Source organism: Thermococcus celericrescens (assembly GCF_001484195.1).
Classification (GTDB): Archaea; Methanobacteriota_B; Thermococci; order Thermococcales; family Thermococcaceae; genus Thermococcus; species Thermococcus celericrescens.
On sequence record NZ_LLYW01000004.1, the window covers coordinates 22,578 to 37,141 of the forward strand.

A 14,564-nucleotide genomic window follows, 5' to 3' on the forward strand; every position below is an offset into this window, starting at 1 on the left:
ACACCTCAACTAACTCTTGCTAAAGCTGAAAAAGAAAATGTTTCAGAGCCTCTTGCTTTCGAAGAACTCCTCCACAAGGTCGAGCTTCGGCCCGCGCTTCCAGAGCGGGGTCTTGTCTTTCCTGTAGGCCGGGACGCTTTCCTCGAAGGTGGGCCTCTCGTTCACGTAGAAGATTCCCAGCGGGAGCGGGTCCGTCTCTATCGCGCGCCTAAAAGCGGCCTCCCTGTCAAAGGGCCCGTCGTCCATCCAGTATGTGTGCTCCCTGTACCAGGCGTAGGTGTTCACCTTGTTGAAGCTGACGCACGGGTGGAGGATGTCAACTATGGCCAAACCCCTGTGCTGAATTGCCTTCTTGATTATCTCGACGCTCTCCCGGAAGTAGCCCATGAAGGTTCTCGCGACGAAGGAGGCGTTCATTGCTATCGCCAGGGCGACGGGATTGAAAGGCTCCTCAAAAACTCCCCAGGGCTGGGTCGGGGTTTTCATTCCAACCATCGTCGTCGGTGACGCCTGTCCCTTCGTGAGGCCGTATATCTGGTTGTCGTGGATGAGAACCGTTATGTCCGGGTTCCTCCTTATCGCGTGGAGCAGGTGGTTGCCACCCTCGGCGTACATGTCGCCGTCTCCGCCTTCGGCTATAACCGTCAGTTCCGGGTTTGCCGCCTTAACGCCCGTCGCTATGGGTATCGCCCTTCCGTGGAGCGTGTGGTAGCCGTTGGCGTTGATGTAGTGGGGCATCTTTGCCGCCTGCCCTATCCCGCTGATTATCGCCACCTGACTCGGTCTCAGGCCGAGTTCAGCCAGGGCTGAGATGAGTATGTTCCTTATGCCGAAGTTGCCGCAGCCCGGGCACCAGGCAACGTCCTCGCTTCCCGGCCTTCTGGGTTCAAAGGCCTCCCTGCCAGTGGGCAGATTCATTCTATCACCCCCTTCAGGGCGTCAAAAACCTCTTCCACCGAAAACGGCCTCCCGTCGTACTTCAGAACCTTATGCTGAACCTCAACGCCCAGCTCCTTTCTCAGCAGGTCGGCGAACTGGCCGGTGATATTGTTCTCAATGGCGATGACCGTTTTGCCCTCGAAGAGCCTCTTTGTCTCAGGGTTGAGCGGGTAGACCCAGCTGAAGTGGAGAAGAGCCACGTCATCCCTTCCGAGTTGCTCAAGGGCCTCCTCAACGGCGTGAAGCGTTGAGCCCCACGAGACCACAAGGTACTCAGCGTTCTCGCTCCCAACGAGCCTCGGCAGGGGAGCGTTTTTCTTTATGGTCTCGAGCTTCTTTATAGCTCTCTTCTCCTGCATCCTTCTCGTAAGCTCCGCATCCTCGGTTATGTCCCCCCACTCGTCGTGTTCGTTGCCGTTGGCCACCACAACTTCCTCGCCGTAGCCGGGAACTGCCCTGGGCGATATTCCATCTTCCGTAAGCTCGTACCTCCTGTAACCGGGCTTCGCCTCAACTATGTAGCGCTCGAACTTGACCTTCTCAACGTCCGGGGCAGGGAGGTTGTAGTAGGTGTCAACGAAGTACTGGTCCGTGAGGATTATCACCGGAACCTGGTACTTGTCCGCTAGATTGAAGGCCTCAACGGTTAGGTAGAACGCCTCCTCAAGGCTTCCTGGGGCGAGGATTATCCTCGGGAAGTCGCCGTGTCCGGCGTAGAGAACCAGGTTCAGGTCACCCTGCATCGTCCTCGTTGGCAAACCGGTAGCCGGCCCGGGCCTCTGCGCTAAATGCACCACCATAGGGTTCTCGGCCATCCCCGCCAGGCTTATGGCTTCGCTCATGAGCGCGAAGCCGCCTCCCGAGGTGCTCACCATCGCCCTCGCCCCGGCGAACCAAGCCCCCAAGGCCATGTTTATGGCCGAAATCTCGTCCTCGACCTGCTCGACAACTATCTCGAACTCCTCCGCGTGCTGTGCCGCGAAGGTGGAAACTCCCGTTGACGGACTCATCGGATAGAAGCTGAGGAAGTTCATGCCGCCGGCGAGGGCGCCAATTCCAACCGCCTCCGTGCCGGTTAGAAGGACCTCATCCTTAACCTTCTCGTCCTTCTGAACTTCCACGGCTATTGTTTTTTCCTCGCAGAGCTTAACGCCGAGGTCGTAACCCTTTCTTGCCGCTTCGATGTTCTTCATTACAACGTTCTCACCTTTGCTCCCGAAGCGCTTTCTTATGTACTCCTCGACCGCATCAAAGTCCCCGTGGAAGAGGCCGACTATTAAGCCCGCCGCCGTCGTGTTCAGGTAGAGCTGGCTCCCGGTTTCGAGGGCGAGCTTTGTGAGGGGCACTTCAACGAGGTTCACCTTCTCAATAAACCCTTCCTCAACGTTCTCCCTCTCGCCAAGGACGACGGTATTTTTGCCAATCCTGTCCGCAACCCAGCTCAGAACACCCTGCTTGAAGGGGACGAGGATATCTATACGCCTCACGAAAGCTCTAACGCGCCTTGAGGAGACCATTATCTCGGTCGCGTTTATTCCGCCCCTCACGCGGGACATGTACTCCTTGTTGGCATAGACGTGATAGCCGGAGCGCTTGAGCGCGTAGGTCAGAATCCCTTCGACGGTCTGAATTCCCTGTCCGGCCGCCCCGCCGAGAACTATAGAAACGTCTTCCTTAAACTCCGCCATGCGACATCACTTCCATATAAGTTCGACTTTCGACATCATAAGGTTTGTGAATTAGGCTTATATAACTTTCTTTTGTGAACCAAAAATATTTGGATGGTGGGGAGAGAATCACTCCTCAGTGAGTGCCAGTGCGGCACTCCCCGCTTCAAACTCTGCTGTGAAAAGGCCCCTCGTCCTGTTGGCTATCCAGACGAGGCTGAGCATTATGGGCACCTCCTCCAGAACGCCGACGACCGTCGCCAGTGCCGCGCCGCTCTCAAGGCCGAAGAGGGCTATCGCCACTGCCACCGCTAGCTCGAAGAAGTTGCTGGCGCCGATGAATGACGCCGGAGCGGCAACTTTGTGCGGGAGCTTCCAGAACCACGACCATCCATAGGCTATGGCGAAGATGAAGTAGGTCTGTATGGTCAGCGGGATCGCTATGAGGACTATGTGAAGCGGGTTCTCCAGGATTATCTCCCCCTGGAAGGAGAAGAGGAGTATCAGCGTGAGGAGAAGGCCGATGATTGAGACGGTGCCCAGCTTTGGGAGGAACTCTCTCTCGAACCACTCCCGTCCTTTGGTTCTGAGGATGTGTTTCCTTGAGATGTAGCCTGCTGTGAGAGGAATCACCACGAAGAGGACAACCGAAAGTAGGAGCGTGTCGTAGGGAACTGGAACCTCGTTGAGCCCCATGAGGAAGCCGACGATGGGTGCGAAGGCGAAGAGGATTATGAGGTCGTTAGTGGCGACCTGCACGAGTGTGTAGAGCGGGTCTCCGTCGGCGAGGTAGCTCCACACGAAGACCATCGCCGTGCACGGAGCTGCACCAAGGAGTATCGCTCCCGCTATGTACTCCTTTGCCAGCGAGGGCTCGATTAGGCCGAGCCTCGCCGAGAAGAGCGCACCTATGAAAAACGAGCTTATGAGGAACATGCTGAAGGGCTTTATCAGCCAGTTGGTGACCCACGTGACGGTTAGGCCCTTGAGCATCTGACCCTTGTGCACCCTCCTTATCGCGGAGAAGTCCACCTTGACCATCATGGGGTATATCATCGCCCATATCAGCACCGCTATGGGCATGTTGACGTTCGCAACGGTGAGCTTTGAGAGGGCCTCCGGGAGCGCTGGAAAGAACTTCCCGACCGCTATGCCCGCGATTATGCAGAGGAGAACCCACAGCGAAAGGTACTTCTCGAAGAGACTCAGCCCTTTCTTTCCCATTTCCCTCACCCCATTATTTGAATAGATGCTCAAATAAAAAGGTTTCCAGAACCTTAGGTTTACTACCCTTCCTGGGCTATATAGCTACATAGACTACTGCGGCAAAGGATTTAAAGCCTGTCTCGGAGCCTTTTCCGGTGAGAAAAATGGGGGAAAAGCTCGTACTCTTCGTCTGCGTCAAGAACTCAGCGAGGAGCCAGATGGCGGAGGCGTTCTTCAACCACTTCAACGACGACCCGCGCTTTAGGGCAATGAGTGCTGGCACAGAACCTGCTGAGGAGATAGACCCGCTCGCGATGAAGGTAATGGAGGAGATTGGAATCTACCTCGATGGTCAGTATCCAAAGCTCTACACCGAGGAGATGGCGGATAAAGCGTACCTCGTGATAACGATGGGTTGCCTCGACAGGTGCCCCTACGCTCCCCCCGAAAAAACGTGGGACTGGGGGCTGGATGACCCTTACGGCAAGCCCATTGAGAAGTACCGGGAGGCCAGGGACGAGATAAGGCGCCGCGTCCTGAGGCTCATTGATGACTTAAAAACCGGGAAGAGCAGGGAGGAGATAATAGGGCGAAAGAGCCTTTTCAAGATTGAATAGCGGATATCCTTGATGCTCCTGATACCTCATCCTTTCTTTGGAGGGTCTTGATCGGGCGTTGCCGTTATCTCTTCCTCGCTCATGTTGCTCTTCTTGGTGATCTGACTCACTATCTCAAAGGCCTTCTTCGTGACGCGGCCCTTTGCCACCCACTTCTTTATGTACTCCTTTGGCGGGAACTCGATGGCGTCGCAGGGGCATATCATCGCGCAGGTGTTGCATCCGACCATGCAGTTGTAGGGCCTTGCCACTACGGGCTTTCCCTCCTCTGAGTCCCAGTCAAAAACCCTCCTCCCGCAGGTGACGAAACAGATTCCGCAGCCCGCGCAGATGTCGTAGTTGATCTTCGGGTACCATTCTATCTCCTTCCTCTCAACCCCCCACCAGGGGACAACGCTCAGATCCTTAACGGGCCTTCCAAGGGCGTCTTTCCCTACGACGGGAGCTTCCACGTTGGGCATTTCCTTCACCCCATTAATCAAGAAAAAATTTTCATATAAAATATTTTTCATATGTTTTTGTTTCCAACCATCGGTTCTGGACGGTTCTGTTCAGAGAGTCTTCAAGTGCCAGGCGGCCTCAAAGAGTGAGTTTACGTTGATGTCGTCTCGGGAGAGGCGCTACTGCATAAACTCCACTTCGCCGAGGTTCATACCAAGGGGTGAGGCTTACAAGAGGCTGTTTAAATAAAAAAGAGAGGCTCAGAGCTCCTCTATGACCCCTCTGACGACCTCAAGGGGCTCCTTGATTATGTCCAGCACGTCGTCGGCGGTGTTTATGGCGACGTAGGTTTCGCCGTTCTTCTGATAGAAGAGCACCGGGCACGGTGCAAAGGAGCCTATCTCGTAGTCCTCCTTCGTCATCTCGTAGAATATCTTGGGGTTGCAGACCCAGAGAATCCTGTACGGCTCCATATCGACGCCGACCCTGGCCTTTACGACGTCGCTCGGGGTAAACTCAAGAACAACCTTGTAGCCCTTCTCCTCAAGCTTTGCCTTAAACTTCTCCTCGGCCTCCTTGAGGCCCAAGCTAAGTTTTCTCCTGTACCTGTACATCAAACCACCTCCTTAGAGCTGTGAGAGCGATTCAAACAGCGAGCTCCAGAGCTTTAGCGGCGTCAGCTCTGTGAGCATCAGCAGGCCGAGCAGGATCAGAACCACCCCGAGGACGATCTCCCACCTCGCCCTGCCCTTCCCGCTCAGGGAGAGCCTTCCGGAGAGGAGCTTCCCCTTCACCCACTCGGCGAGGTCCTTCGATGCCGTCAGCAGGTAGACGGTGAGGCCCATCCCCAGGCCGTAGGTTCCCATGACGATGACCCCGCTCAGCGTGTCCCCGCTCAGGGCAGCGGTTATCACCGCGAAGCCGACGTAGGGGGCGATGCAGCCGAACCACGTCGCTCCGAGCGCGGAGCCGAGGGCGAAGTCATAAGCGATGCCTTTCTTCCCGGATACCCTGTCGGCGGGGGAGAAGCTGAGGAGCCTTTCGAGCCTCGCACTAAAGCGTTCACTCATGAAGCTCGCGCCGATTATCACAAAGCCGATCCCACCGATGAGGTAGAGCGCTCCCTGTATCTGGGAGGCGTAGCCACCGAGACTGCCGACGAGCGCACCGAGCAGGGCGAAGGAAGCCACCATTCCAGCGATTATCGCCTCGACCTTCCTCCTCGCGAAGGTCAGGGAGAGCGTGCCAACTATGACTGGAAGAACGCAGGGCGAGAAGACACTCACTATTCCGGCGGAGAATATCGGGAGCAGGACCGCGAGGCTGAGGTTGCTTCCTCCGTTCGCGGTTTCTGAAACATCTTGGGCACTCGGAGGCTTTTGGTCATCGGACTGGATAGCAGTTTGGGTTTCTTCCCCTTCCGTTGCCTTCTCCAGGAAGTACGCTAAGCCATCCGGGTTCAGAGCGCCCGCGGCCACTCCCTTCAGAACCATCGTCCCGTTAACGGTCTTGAAAACAACCATGGTTGGCGTTCCCGGAACGCCGACGCTTATCTCTTCCCCGGGGGTTTTGGGTTTGTAGTAGCCCGCGTTCTCCGGCTGGATGACTATCACCGGGTCATAGATTCTGTATCGGAGCGTCGTTATCGAGCGGCCTTTGTAGACGTCCACCGAGACGAGGAGGAATCCGCTGAGGGCTTTTTCGGCGGTGGCCGTTGGAAAGACGTTCGTCTTCATGTACTGGCAGGCGGGACAGCTCTCGGAGTGGTAGAAGATGAAGAAATACTCCCCATCGTTCGAGAAGACCAGTTCCCGGAGTTCCTTTTCGGTCGTTACGTCATGAAACGACAGGTTCCCGTATTTGACGGTTCCCGCGCTGGCCAGTGGTATGAAGAGCGATAGAACCACGAGCATCAAAAGCGCCCTGCGCACTCCTTTCACCTTAAAAAAGATTAATGGAGTGGTTAAAAAGTCTTTTTTTGAAGCTTTTTTCATCAAAACGTCATCGGAACGTAGCCTTCCTCAATTAGCTCGGCGATGATTGCGCCGACGTACTCGACTCTGGCGTGCTTTCCGAGGATGTCCTCGAAGCCTTTCTCCTCGGCTATTCTCCTGCATGCCGTTGGCAGCTTTCCCAGCTCTCTAAGCCTTTCTATCCAGGGGACGAAACGCTCATCGCCTTTTGCAACCGCATCCTCAATGGGGCCGAAGAGTACTACCTCAACGTCCTCCGCCCATCCGTTCTTTATCGCGTTGACCGCCCACATGAAGCCGGGGATTGCCCTCTCGTCCGCGCTCGATATTATCACCAGCGCCTTCATCGACCCACCCCCATTGCCTTGAGATGAGTTATGAGTTCTTCCATGCCTGAAGCGGAGATTTCAGCCTCTCCTGCGATGACGTTTATCCTCCCGCAGTCGTACTTAGCGCACAGTCCTATGCAACCCTCGACGCTTACCTCGTAACCGGCTTCCCGAAGGACATTGACAACCTCATCGAGCCTTTCACCGGCACAGAATTTGCACACCTTCGCCTCCATTTACCCCACCGAGACTTTCTACTCCAGTCTCTTTATGGCGTTTATTTTTTGCACCTTGGAAAATTAAATGGAAATCAGTTGACAGTATGGAATCACTTCCAGGGCTCACCAAAGCGGTTGAGGCTTACCTTGTCCCACTCGAAAACCTCATCGCCGTGGGGAGGCTTTTTCTCCGCGGGATAGCCAACCCCTATGATGCAGAGGACGCGGTAGTTCTCTGGGATTCCAAGGAGCTCCCTCACGTATTGCTCTGCTGTCTTTTTATCATCGTGCATTCTGTTCCTTATCTGTACCCAGAACGATGACAGGCCGAGGTCGAACGCCGCCAGCTGTATGTGTTCAGCTGCTATGCTCGCGTCTTCCACCAGACGTCGCTCCTGCTTTCGTCGGCGGTAACAACTATCGCCACTGGTGCCGTTGCCAGACCGGAGGCGCCGAGCTTGGCCATTGAGAGCGCTAGGAGCTTTTCCCTATCGTCAACTACAATGAAGTGCCACGGTCTCTTGTTGAAGGAACTTGGAGACAGAAAAGCTGCCTCAAGGAGCTTTTCCACAAGTTTGCGGGGAACCGGCCTCTCCGGGAAGCGCCTCACGCTCCTCCTTTTTCTGAGAACCTCGGAGAACTCCATGCCACCACCGAGGAGGATTTCCTGAAACCCGTTTAATACCCTTTCCCAGCTTTGGTATTTCCCAGAACTGTCCAGAACTTTTGGTTTTCAAAAGCCTTTTTTGAGGGCTTTAAAACTTCTCAATGGTGAGAGCATGGTAGGGGTGACGATGGACTTTTCGAGGCACTTCCCGATCATAGGAATTGAAGGACAGAGAAAGCTGAGCGAGAGCACCGTTGCCGTTGTCGGAGCCGGCGCGCTGGGCAGCTGGGAGGTTTACTTCCTCCACAAGCTCGGCGTTGGAAGGATAATCGTCATCGACAGGGACTTCGTGGACGAGAGCGACCTTCCCAGGACTATATACACCAAGGAGGACGTCGGAAAGCCGAAGGTCGAGGTTCTGAAGGAGAGGTTTGGAGTCATCGGACACTTCGAAGACCTCAACCCCGGAACGGTAGGTCTTCTCGACGAAGCTGATCTGATAATCGACGGAACGGACAACATCTACACCCGCCAGGTTGTGAACGACTACGCGATAAAGACGGGAAAACCATGGATTTACGTGGGTGTTCTGGCAACCTACGGCAACATAATGCCGATAATCCCCGGAAAAACCGCCTGCTTCCGCTGTCTGATGCCCAAGCTCCCGGAGAGACCCCTGCCAACCTGCGCGATAGCAGGGATACTGAGCTACGTTCCGAGTTTCGCGGCATCGCTTGCCGTTGCCCTAGCTGCAAAGATTCTGCTCGGCGAGGAGGTCGAGAGCGAGCTGTTCTTCTTCGACCTCAAGAGCATGGACTTCGAGAAGGTCAGGATACCGAGGAGGGAAGACTGTCCCGCCTGTGTGAGGAAGGAACTCACGTTTCTCGAAAAGCGGATAAAGGTCGAGCGCATGTGCGACGGCTCGATACAGGTAACACCGCCCGTGCCTATGAGCATAAATCTCGACGAGTTCGCGGAGAGGCTTGAGAAGCTCGGCATCGAATACCTGAAGACGAGCCAGTTCATTCAGTTCGAGGACGACTACGCCGAGATACTGGTGTTCAAGACGGGCAGAATGGTAATCCGCGGTGCCGAAGACGAGAAGGAAGCCAAGAACTTCTTTGCCCGCTATCTGGGTGGTTGAAGTGATAATCGTGCGCTACGGCGAAGTTGGCATCAAGGGTGGCAAAAGGAGGGAATTCGAGAGGAAGCTCAGGGACAACGTACTCGCCGCACTGAGGAGGAAGGGGATAGAGGGGAGGGCGAAGATAATCAGGGGGCGGATACTGGTCGATGCCCCCGACGAGGCGGCCCAGATAATAGCCAAGGTTCCCGGCGTCGTCTCGGTATCTCCAGCGAGGGAAATGGACTACGAGGAGATTCCGGCCTACCTGAAGGACGCTCTGAAGGGCTTTAACCCGAAGAGCTTCAAGGTGGAAACCCAGAGGCTCGATAAAACCTTCCTCAAGACCTCCATGGGGATAAACCGCGAGATCGGAGCTTTTATAGTCGAGAACTTCGGCTGGAAGGTCGACCTCAAGAACCCTGAGCTCGTCGTCGGAATAGAGATAATAGCCGGGAAGGCCTACGTATTCCTCGAAAAGCTCAGGGGCGTTGGAGGTTTGCCCGTTGGCACTCAGGGAAAGGTCGTCGTTCTGCTGAGCGGGGGCATAGATTCTCCCGTTGCCGCTTTCCTCATGCTCAAGAGGGGCGCAGGAGTCATTGCGGTGCACTTTGACCAGGGGCTGAACGCGAGAAACGTTGTCGAGAAGGTCGTTGATATACTTGAGGATTACTCCCCGGAGCCGATAGAGCTGATAGTGGAGAACCACTTTGAGATTCTGAAGCCCTACGTGAAGGCCCTCATCGAGGCGGGAAAGGGGGAGTGGACGTGCGTGGTCTGTAAAGTTGCAATGCTGAGAAGGGCTGCGGAGATAGCGAGGGAAAAGGGCGCACTCGGGATAGTGACCGGCGACAGCCTCGGACAGGTGGCCTCGCAAACCCTCTCGAACCTGTATTTCGAGACGATGAGCGTGCGCTTCCCGGTTCACAGGCCCCTCCTCGGCATGGACAAGGAGGAGATAGTGGCGATAGCCAGGAGGATAGGTACTTATCAGGCGTTCCTTGAGTATCCCTACTGCGACTGTCCGTTCCGGCCGGACAGGGTCGTCACAAGCGGGAAGCTTGAGGAGTTTCAGCACGTGCTTGAGGTGCTGGAGCGGGAAGGGCTGGTATGAGGAAAGCTTTTAAAGTAACCGGGTGTAACTATATCTGGAGGTGGTGGAGATGCTGAGCGAAAAGATGCTCGAAGCCCTCAACGAGCAGCTGAACAGGGAGCTTTATTCGGCCTACCTGTACTTCTCGATGGCTGCCTATTTTGAGGACATGAACCTTGAGGGCTTCGCCAACTGGATGAAGGCCCAGGCCGAGGAGGAGCTTGGCCATGCCCTGAGGTTCTACAACTACATCTACGACAGAAACGGCAGGGTCGAACTGAAGGCCATCCCGGAGCCACCAAAGGAGTGGGAGTCACCGCTTGCCGCATTTGAGGCTGCCTACGAGCACGAGCAGTTAATAAGCAAGTGCATAAACGAGCTTGCCGCACTGGCCGAAGAGGAGAAGGACTACTCGACGAGGGCCTTCCTTGAGTGGTTCATAAACGAGCAGGTCGAGGAGGAGGCGAGCGTCAAAAAGATAGTCGATAAGCTCAAGTTCGCGAAGGGCAGCCCGCAGGTTCTCTTCATGCTCGATCAGGAGCTCGGCCAGAGGGCGCCAAAGCTTCCGGGGCTTCTCCTTCAGGCTGGGGGCTGATTTTCTTCCTTTTGTCCCGTTTTGCATCCTTTGATTACCCACATTTGTGAAGAAAGGTTTTAAAAGTGTACTTTTCTACCCAAACGCGGGTAAAGAAAAACGGTGATGCTCATGCTGAAAGTGGAAAATCTCCATGCTAAGGTTGCCGATAAGGAAATTCTGAAGGGAGTGGATTTTGAACTGGCCTCCGGCGAGCTTCACATCGTCATGGGGCCCAACGGAAGCGGAAAGAGCACGCTGGCTTTAACGATAGCCGGACATCCGAGGTACAGCGTTACCGAGGGGAGGATACTGTTCGGCGGGGAGGACATAACCGGGGCAAAGCCCGAGGAGAGGGCCAGGAAGGGCATCTTCCTCAGCTTCCAGCATCCGGTTGAGGTCGAGGGCGTCAAGGTCATCAACTTCCTCCAGAGGACGCTGAAGAACCTGCAAGGGATAGACGAGGTTGAGGCCTACGACAGGATTTTCCAGGCCGTGGAGGAGCTGGGCCTCGACAGTTCAATGCTCTCCAGAGAGCTCAACGTCGGCTTCTCCGGCGGTGAGAGGAAGAAGCTGGAGATGCTTCAGGCTTACCTCGTGAAGCCCAAACTGCTCATCCTCGACGAGCCGGACAGCGGTGTGGACGTTGATTCCCTCAAGGTCATCGCCGGGGTGATAGCCAAGCTGCACAGCGAGGGAACGGCGATACTTCTCATCACCCACTACGGAAGAATACTGGAGTACCTGAACCCCCAGAAGGTGCACGTGCTGAAGGACGGAAAGCTGGTGGTTTCCGGCGGAATGGAGCTTGTAAAGCTCATAGAGGAGAAGGGCTTCGCGGCGGTGGGTGGTAATGGCACAGCAGTCAAGGCTTGAAGAGATACTCAAGGCGGGTTCCCTCGAGGAGATCCTTGGCACCGCAGTCCCTTACCCGAAGGAGATCGAGCTTAGGGGCGAGATCACCGAGGACGCCGTCAGGGAGATATCCCGCATAAAGAACGAGCCCGAGTGGATGCTCAGGCACCGCCTTAAGGCCCTTGAGCTGTTCCAGAAACTGCCGATGCCCAGGTGGGTGGTCGGAATCGAGGAGCTTGACCTGGAGAGCTTCTCCCTCTACTCAAAGCCAGAGGTGAGCAGCGAGGTTAAGGACTGGGACGACCTGCCAGAGAACATCAGGAAGACCTTTGAGAGGCTCAACATCCCGGAGATAGAGAAGAAATTCCTGTCCGGCCTGACGGCGGTGTTCGACAGCGAGAGCGTCTACTCTCAGCTCAAGGAGGAGTTCGAGAAGAAGGGCATAATAATGGTGCCGATGGAGGAAGCGGTTCAGAAGTACCCGGACATCGTCAAGCGCTACTTCGGAAAAGTCTTTCCGCCGGGGGAGCACAAGTTTTCAGCTTTACACCACGCCCTCTGGAGCGGTGGGGCCTTCGTCTACATCCCGAAGGGGGTGAGGGTTCCCTTCCCAATTGAGGCCTTCTTCGTCATAGGCTCGGCTTTGGAGGGCCAGTTCGAGCACACCCTCCTAATAGCGGACGAGGGGAGCTACGTCCACTTCATAGAGGGCTGTTCGGCACCGATGTACAAGGGCTTCTCCTTCCACGACGGCATGGTAGAGATTTACGCCCACAGGAACGCCACAGTCAAGTTCACCACCATACAGAACTGGAGCCGGAACGTTATCAACTTCAACAACAAGAGGGCGATAATCGAGGAGAACGCCTACGTTGAGTGGATAGAGGGCAGCATAGGGAGCCACATAACCTACACCTACCCGTCAAGCGTCCTGAAGGGAGAAGGGGCGAGGACAGCTCAATACGTGGTCTCGCTAAGCAACGGACCCTACCTCAAGGACACCGGCGCCAAAACCTGGCATCTGGCTCCAAACACCAGCTCGAAGATAGTCTCAAAGAGCATAAGCGCCAACGGCGGGACGAACATCTACCGCGGGCTGGTGAGAATAATGAAAGGCGCCAAGAACTCGACGGCAACGGTGTCCTGTGACTCCCTCATCCTCGACGAGGAGAGCAAGGCCTACACCTACCCGCACAACCAGAACGACGAGTCTTCAGCGAGCATAATCCACGAGGCAACGACCGGAAAGCTCGGCGAGGACAAGCTCTTCTACATGAACTCCCGCGGCATAAGCGAGGAAGAGGCGAAGAGCCTAATAATCCTCGGCTTCATCAGCGAAATTCTCGAAGGACTTCCCTTCGAGTACGTCGAGGTTCTCAAGAAGGTCATAGAGCTGGAGTTCAGCGAGGTTGGGGGTGTTGGGTGATGCGCTCTAACGAGCTCTCTAACGAGCGTCCTTTCGGACTCTCTAACGAGCACATTATAACCCGTGAGGCACTTGAAAAGCTCACCTATCAGAAGTACGGCGACAGCCCGACGATAAGGAGCTACACGAAGTGGAAGCTCTTCGAGGAGAACTCCCCTTTAAAGCTCCCGACGGAGGCCAAAGCAGGGGAGGTTCTGGTTAGGGGGCACGTCACCCTTTCGGGAAGCGAGGCGAGCTTTGATCTGCCCAATGGAGTCGAGCTTACAGAGGGGACACTCGGACTATCGCAGCCCGAGGAGTCGAGGATACTGGGCTTCCACTTCTACGCCCTCAAAAAGGCCTACAGGCTCAAGATCAGGGAAAACCTCGCCGAACCGCTCGTGATAGTCTCCCACCTCTCGGAGAGAGCTTTCATAAGCCACCACCTGAGCATAGAGGTCGAGAACGCCAGAGTGCCGATCATCATCTACGATATGGCCGAGGATGGAACTAAGTCCTTCGTGGTTGAGCTGAAGGCCAGAAACGCGGAGATAGAGCTTCTCACCATTGGGAAGCACAAAAGCCTCTCTCATTACCTCTTGAGGGCAAGCCTGGCAGGGAAGAGCAGGGTTAAAGCCTTCACCGTGGTTCACGGCGGCAGGATGAGCCACCACCGCGAGGACTATTCTCTCGAAGGGGCTGGGAGCGAGCTGTTCCTGAGGGGAATACCCATAGGTATAGGCTCGGCCGTTGACTACCTAACCAACGTCCTCCAGCACGGAGAAAAAACGGTGAGCGAGACCAGAGTCCACGGCTTTTCCTACAGGGATGGCTGGACGGTCCACAGGGGAACCGCCAAGGTCTTCGAGAGGGCCAGAAACTCATCGAGCGTCGTGGTCTCGGAGGTGACCATAATGGACGAGGGTTCCCTCGGCGTGAGTGTGCCGATGCTCGAAGTGGACACGGGGGAGATAGAGAACGCCTCCCACTCCTCCTCGGTCAGACAGTTCGACGAGGACGCGCTGTTTTACCTCCGCTCCCGCGGGCTAGACAGGGAGGAGGCGCTGAGCCTTTTCGTGCACGGCATAGGGGAGGCCCTCAGCTCCCACCTCGAAAGGCTCCGGAGCAAGGCGAGGAGCAGTGTGATGAGCCTTACTGAGGAACTTCTGTGAGTTTTTCCCCTTTCCCGTTTCTTCCTTGGAATTTGGACTGTGATCCTAATCTGGATTAGAACTAAGTCGCGAATTAAGAATCAATAGTGGAGGTCCCAACTTGAAACTCATTATGCTCTGTGCCATACGTCCAAGATTACTTCCGAAAATTTTATAATCATGACTCGAGTATACTCGAGTAGGTGAAAAGAATGGCCGAAGCACCAGCTCTTGAGAAAATAAAAAAGTTGGGCCAAGTTATTACTCCCTTTGAAATTGCAGAATTTCTCGTTAATTGGGCGATAAAAAGTCCTAAAGACTTGGTACTCGAACCCAGCTGTGGGGATGGTGTTTTTTAAGGGCGGC

At 55.4% G+C, this 14,564-nt stretch carries 16 protein-coding genes and 1 pseudogene; 8 read left to right on the top strand and 9 right to left on the bottom strand.

The features are described 5' to 3' along the window. Positions 1 to 42: 42 nt before the first annotated feature. From APY94_RS01415 to arsB, 3 genes are all read right to left on the bottom strand, one after another. Entirely contained in the window at positions 43 to 918 is an 876-nt protein-coding gene (locus tag APY94_RS01415) for a thiamine pyrophosphate-dependent enzyme (protein ID WP_058937942.1), read from the bottom strand. Further along, positions 915 to 2,627 carry a 2-oxoacid:acceptor oxidoreductase subunit alpha gene (locus APY94_RS01420; RefSeq protein ID WP_058937943.1) on the bottom strand — a complete coding sequence of 571 codons (1,713 nt, stop codon included), beginning with the start codon at positions 2,625 to 2,627 and terminating at the stop codon, positions 915 to 917. The genes APY94_RS01415 and APY94_RS01420 overlap by 4 nt, the downstream gene beginning before the upstream one ends. A gap of 108 nt (positions 2,628 to 2,735) precedes the next feature. Then, positions 2,736 to 3,830: an ACR3 family arsenite efflux transporter gene (arsB, locus tag APY94_RS01425; RefSeq protein ID WP_058937944.1), complete on the bottom strand. Its 1,095-nt coding sequence runs from the start codon at positions 3,828 to 3,830 to the stop codon at positions 2,736 to 2,738. A gap of 146 nt (positions 3,831 to 3,976) precedes the next feature. Here arsB and APY94_RS01430 point away from each other — a divergent pair, with 146 nt between their 5' ends. Next, the gene (locus APY94_RS01430; RefSeq protein ID WP_058937945.1) at positions 3,977 to 4,429 is read left to right on the top strand and encodes an arsenate reductase ArsC; all 453 of its coding nucleotides are present in this window, start codon (positions 3,977 to 3,979) and stop codon (positions 4,427 to 4,429) included. Positions 4,430 to 4,455: 26 nt separating this feature from the next. Here the strand turns inward: APY94_RS01430 and APY94_RS01435 are convergent, their stop codons facing one another. The 6 genes and pseudogenes from APY94_RS01435 to APY94_RS01460 all read right to left on the bottom strand — a co-directional run bounded on the left by APY94_RS01435 (position 4,456) and on the right by APY94_RS01460 (position 8,036). Next, positions 4,456 to 4,890 (bottom strand): 4Fe-4S dicluster domain-containing protein, encoded by a 435-nt coding sequence (locus APY94_RS01435; protein ID WP_058937946.1) that lies wholly within the window; start codon positions 4,888 to 4,890, stop codon positions 4,456 to 4,458. Positions 4,891 to 5,130: 240 nt separating this feature from the next. Beyond that, the gene (locus tag APY94_RS01440; RefSeq protein ID WP_058937947.1) at positions 5,131 to 5,484 is read right to left on the bottom strand and encodes a DUF302 domain-containing protein; all 354 of its coding nucleotides are present in this window, start codon (positions 5,482 to 5,484) and stop codon (positions 5,131 to 5,133) included. 12 nt (positions 5,485 to 5,496) lie between these two features. After that, complete coding sequence (locus APY94_RS01445) at positions 5,497 to 6,801, bottom strand: cytochrome c biogenesis protein CcdA (protein ID WP_058937948.1); 1,305 nt, start codon at positions 6,799 to 6,801, stop codon at positions 5,497 to 5,499. A 62-nt stretch (positions 6,802 to 6,863) separates the two neighbouring features. After that, the gene (locus tag APY94_RS01450) at positions 6,864 to 7,190 is read right to left on the bottom strand and encodes a hypothetical protein (RefSeq protein WP_058937949.1); all 327 of its coding nucleotides are present in this window, start codon (positions 7,188 to 7,190) and stop codon (positions 6,864 to 6,866) included. Continuing rightward, positions 7,187 to 7,408: a hypothetical protein gene (locus tag APY94_RS01455; protein WP_058937950.1), complete on the bottom strand. Its 222-nt coding sequence runs from the start codon at positions 7,406 to 7,408 to the stop codon at positions 7,187 to 7,189. The genes APY94_RS01450 and APY94_RS01455 overlap by 4 nt, the downstream gene beginning before the upstream one ends. Before the next feature lie 92 nt (positions 7,409 to 7,500). Next, positions 7,501 to 8,036 (bottom strand): annotated as a pseudogene (locus APY94_RS01460) (nitroreductase family protein). Positions 8,037 to 8,169: 133 nt separating this feature from the next. Here APY94_RS01460 and APY94_RS01465 point away from each other — a divergent pair. From APY94_RS01465 to APY94_RS13090, 7 genes are all read left to right on the top strand, one after another. Continuing rightward, positions 8,170 to 9,141, top strand: coding sequence for a ThiF family adenylyltransferase (locus tag APY94_RS01465; RefSeq protein WP_245610371.1), 972 nt, complete (start codon positions 8,170 to 8,172; stop codon positions 9,139 to 9,141). 1 nt (position 9,142) lies between these two features. Next, positions 9,143 to 10,234 (top strand): tRNA uracil 4-sulfurtransferase ThiI, encoded by a 1,092-nt coding sequence (gene thiI / locus APY94_RS01470; RefSeq protein ID WP_058937951.1) that lies wholly within the window; start codon positions 9,143 to 9,145, stop codon positions 10,232 to 10,234. Positions 10,235 to 10,283: 49 nt separating this feature from the next. After that, positions 10,284 to 10,808: a ferritin gene (locus APY94_RS01475; protein ID WP_058937952.1), complete on the top strand. Its 525-nt coding sequence runs from the start codon at positions 10,284 to 10,286 to the stop codon at positions 10,806 to 10,808. Positions 10,809 to 10,919: 111 nt separating this feature from the next. Next, positions 10,920 to 11,663, top strand: coding sequence for a Fe-S cluster assembly ATPase SufC (sufC, locus tag APY94_RS01480; RefSeq protein WP_058937953.1), 744 nt, complete (start codon positions 10,920 to 10,922; stop codon positions 11,661 to 11,663). Continuing rightward, entirely contained in the window at positions 11,641 to 13,068 is a 1,428-nt protein-coding gene (gene sufB / locus APY94_RS01485) for a Fe-S cluster assembly protein SufB (protein WP_058937954.1), read from the top strand. Before sufC ends, sufB begins: the two co-directional genes overlap by 23 nt. Continuing rightward, on the top strand, positions 13,068 to 14,219 hold the full coding sequence (locus APY94_RS01490) for a SufD family Fe-S cluster assembly protein (protein WP_083500583.1): 1,152 nt from the start codon (positions 13,068 to 13,070) through the stop codon (positions 14,217 to 14,219). Before sufB ends, APY94_RS01490 begins: the two co-directional genes overlap by 1 nt. A gap of 182 nt (positions 14,220 to 14,401) precedes the next feature. Beyond that, positions 14,402 to 14,557, top strand: a complete 156-nt coding sequence (locus tag APY94_RS13090; RefSeq protein WP_157065429.1) for a hypothetical protein — start codon at positions 14,402 to 14,404, stop codon at positions 14,555 to 14,557. Positions 14,558 to 14,564: the final 7 nt, after the last annotated feature.

Coding starts and splice junctions, on each gene's coding strand:
- APY94_RS01415 (WP_058937942.1), bottom strand. CDS start 918: ATGAATCTGCCCACTGGCAGGGAGGCCTTTGAACCCAGAAGGCCGGGA.
- APY94_RS01420 (WP_058937943.1), bottom strand. CDS start 2,627: ATGGCGGAGTTTAAGGAAGACGTTTCTATAGTTCTCGGCGGGGCGGCC.
- arsB (WP_058937944.1), bottom strand. CDS start 3,830: ATGGGAAAGAAAGGGCTGAGTCTCTTCGAGAAGTACCTTTCGCTGTGG.
- APY94_RS01430 (WP_058937945.1), top strand. CDS start 3,977: ATGGGGGAAAAGCTCGTACTCTTCGTCTGCGTCAAGAACTCAGCGAGG.
- APY94_RS01435 (WP_058937946.1), bottom strand. CDS start 4,890: ATGCCCAACGTGGAAGCTCCCGTCGTAGGGAAAGACGCCCTTGGAAGG.
- APY94_RS01440 (WP_058937947.1), bottom strand. CDS start 5,484: ATGTACAGGTACAGGAGAAAACTTAGCTTGGGCCTCAAGGAGGCCGAG.
- APY94_RS01450 (WP_058937949.1), bottom strand. CDS start 7,190: ATGAAGGCGCTGGTGATAATATCGAGCGCGGACGAGAGGGCAATCCCC.
- APY94_RS01455 (WP_058937950.1), bottom strand. CDS start 7,408: ATGGAGGCGAAGGTGTGCAAATTCTGTGCCGGTGAAAGGCTCGATGAG.
- APY94_RS01465 (WP_245610371.1), top strand. CDS start 8,170: ATGGTAGGGGTGACGATGGACTTTTCGAGGCACTTCCCGATCATAGGA.
- APY94_RS01475 (WP_058937952.1), top strand. CDS start 10,284: ATGCTGAGCGAAAAGATGCTCGAAGCCCTCAACGAGCAGCTGAACAGG.
- sufC (WP_058937953.1), top strand. CDS start 10,920: ATGCTGAAAGTGGAAAATCTCCATGCTAAGGTTGCCGATAAGGAAATT.
- sufB (WP_058937954.1), top strand. CDS start 11,641: ATGGCACAGCAGTCAAGGCTTGAAGAGATACTCAAGGCGGGTTCCCTC.
- APY94_RS01490 (WP_083500583.1), top strand. CDS start 13,068: ATGCGCTCTAACGAGCTCTCTAACGAGCGTCCTTTCGGACTCTCTAAC.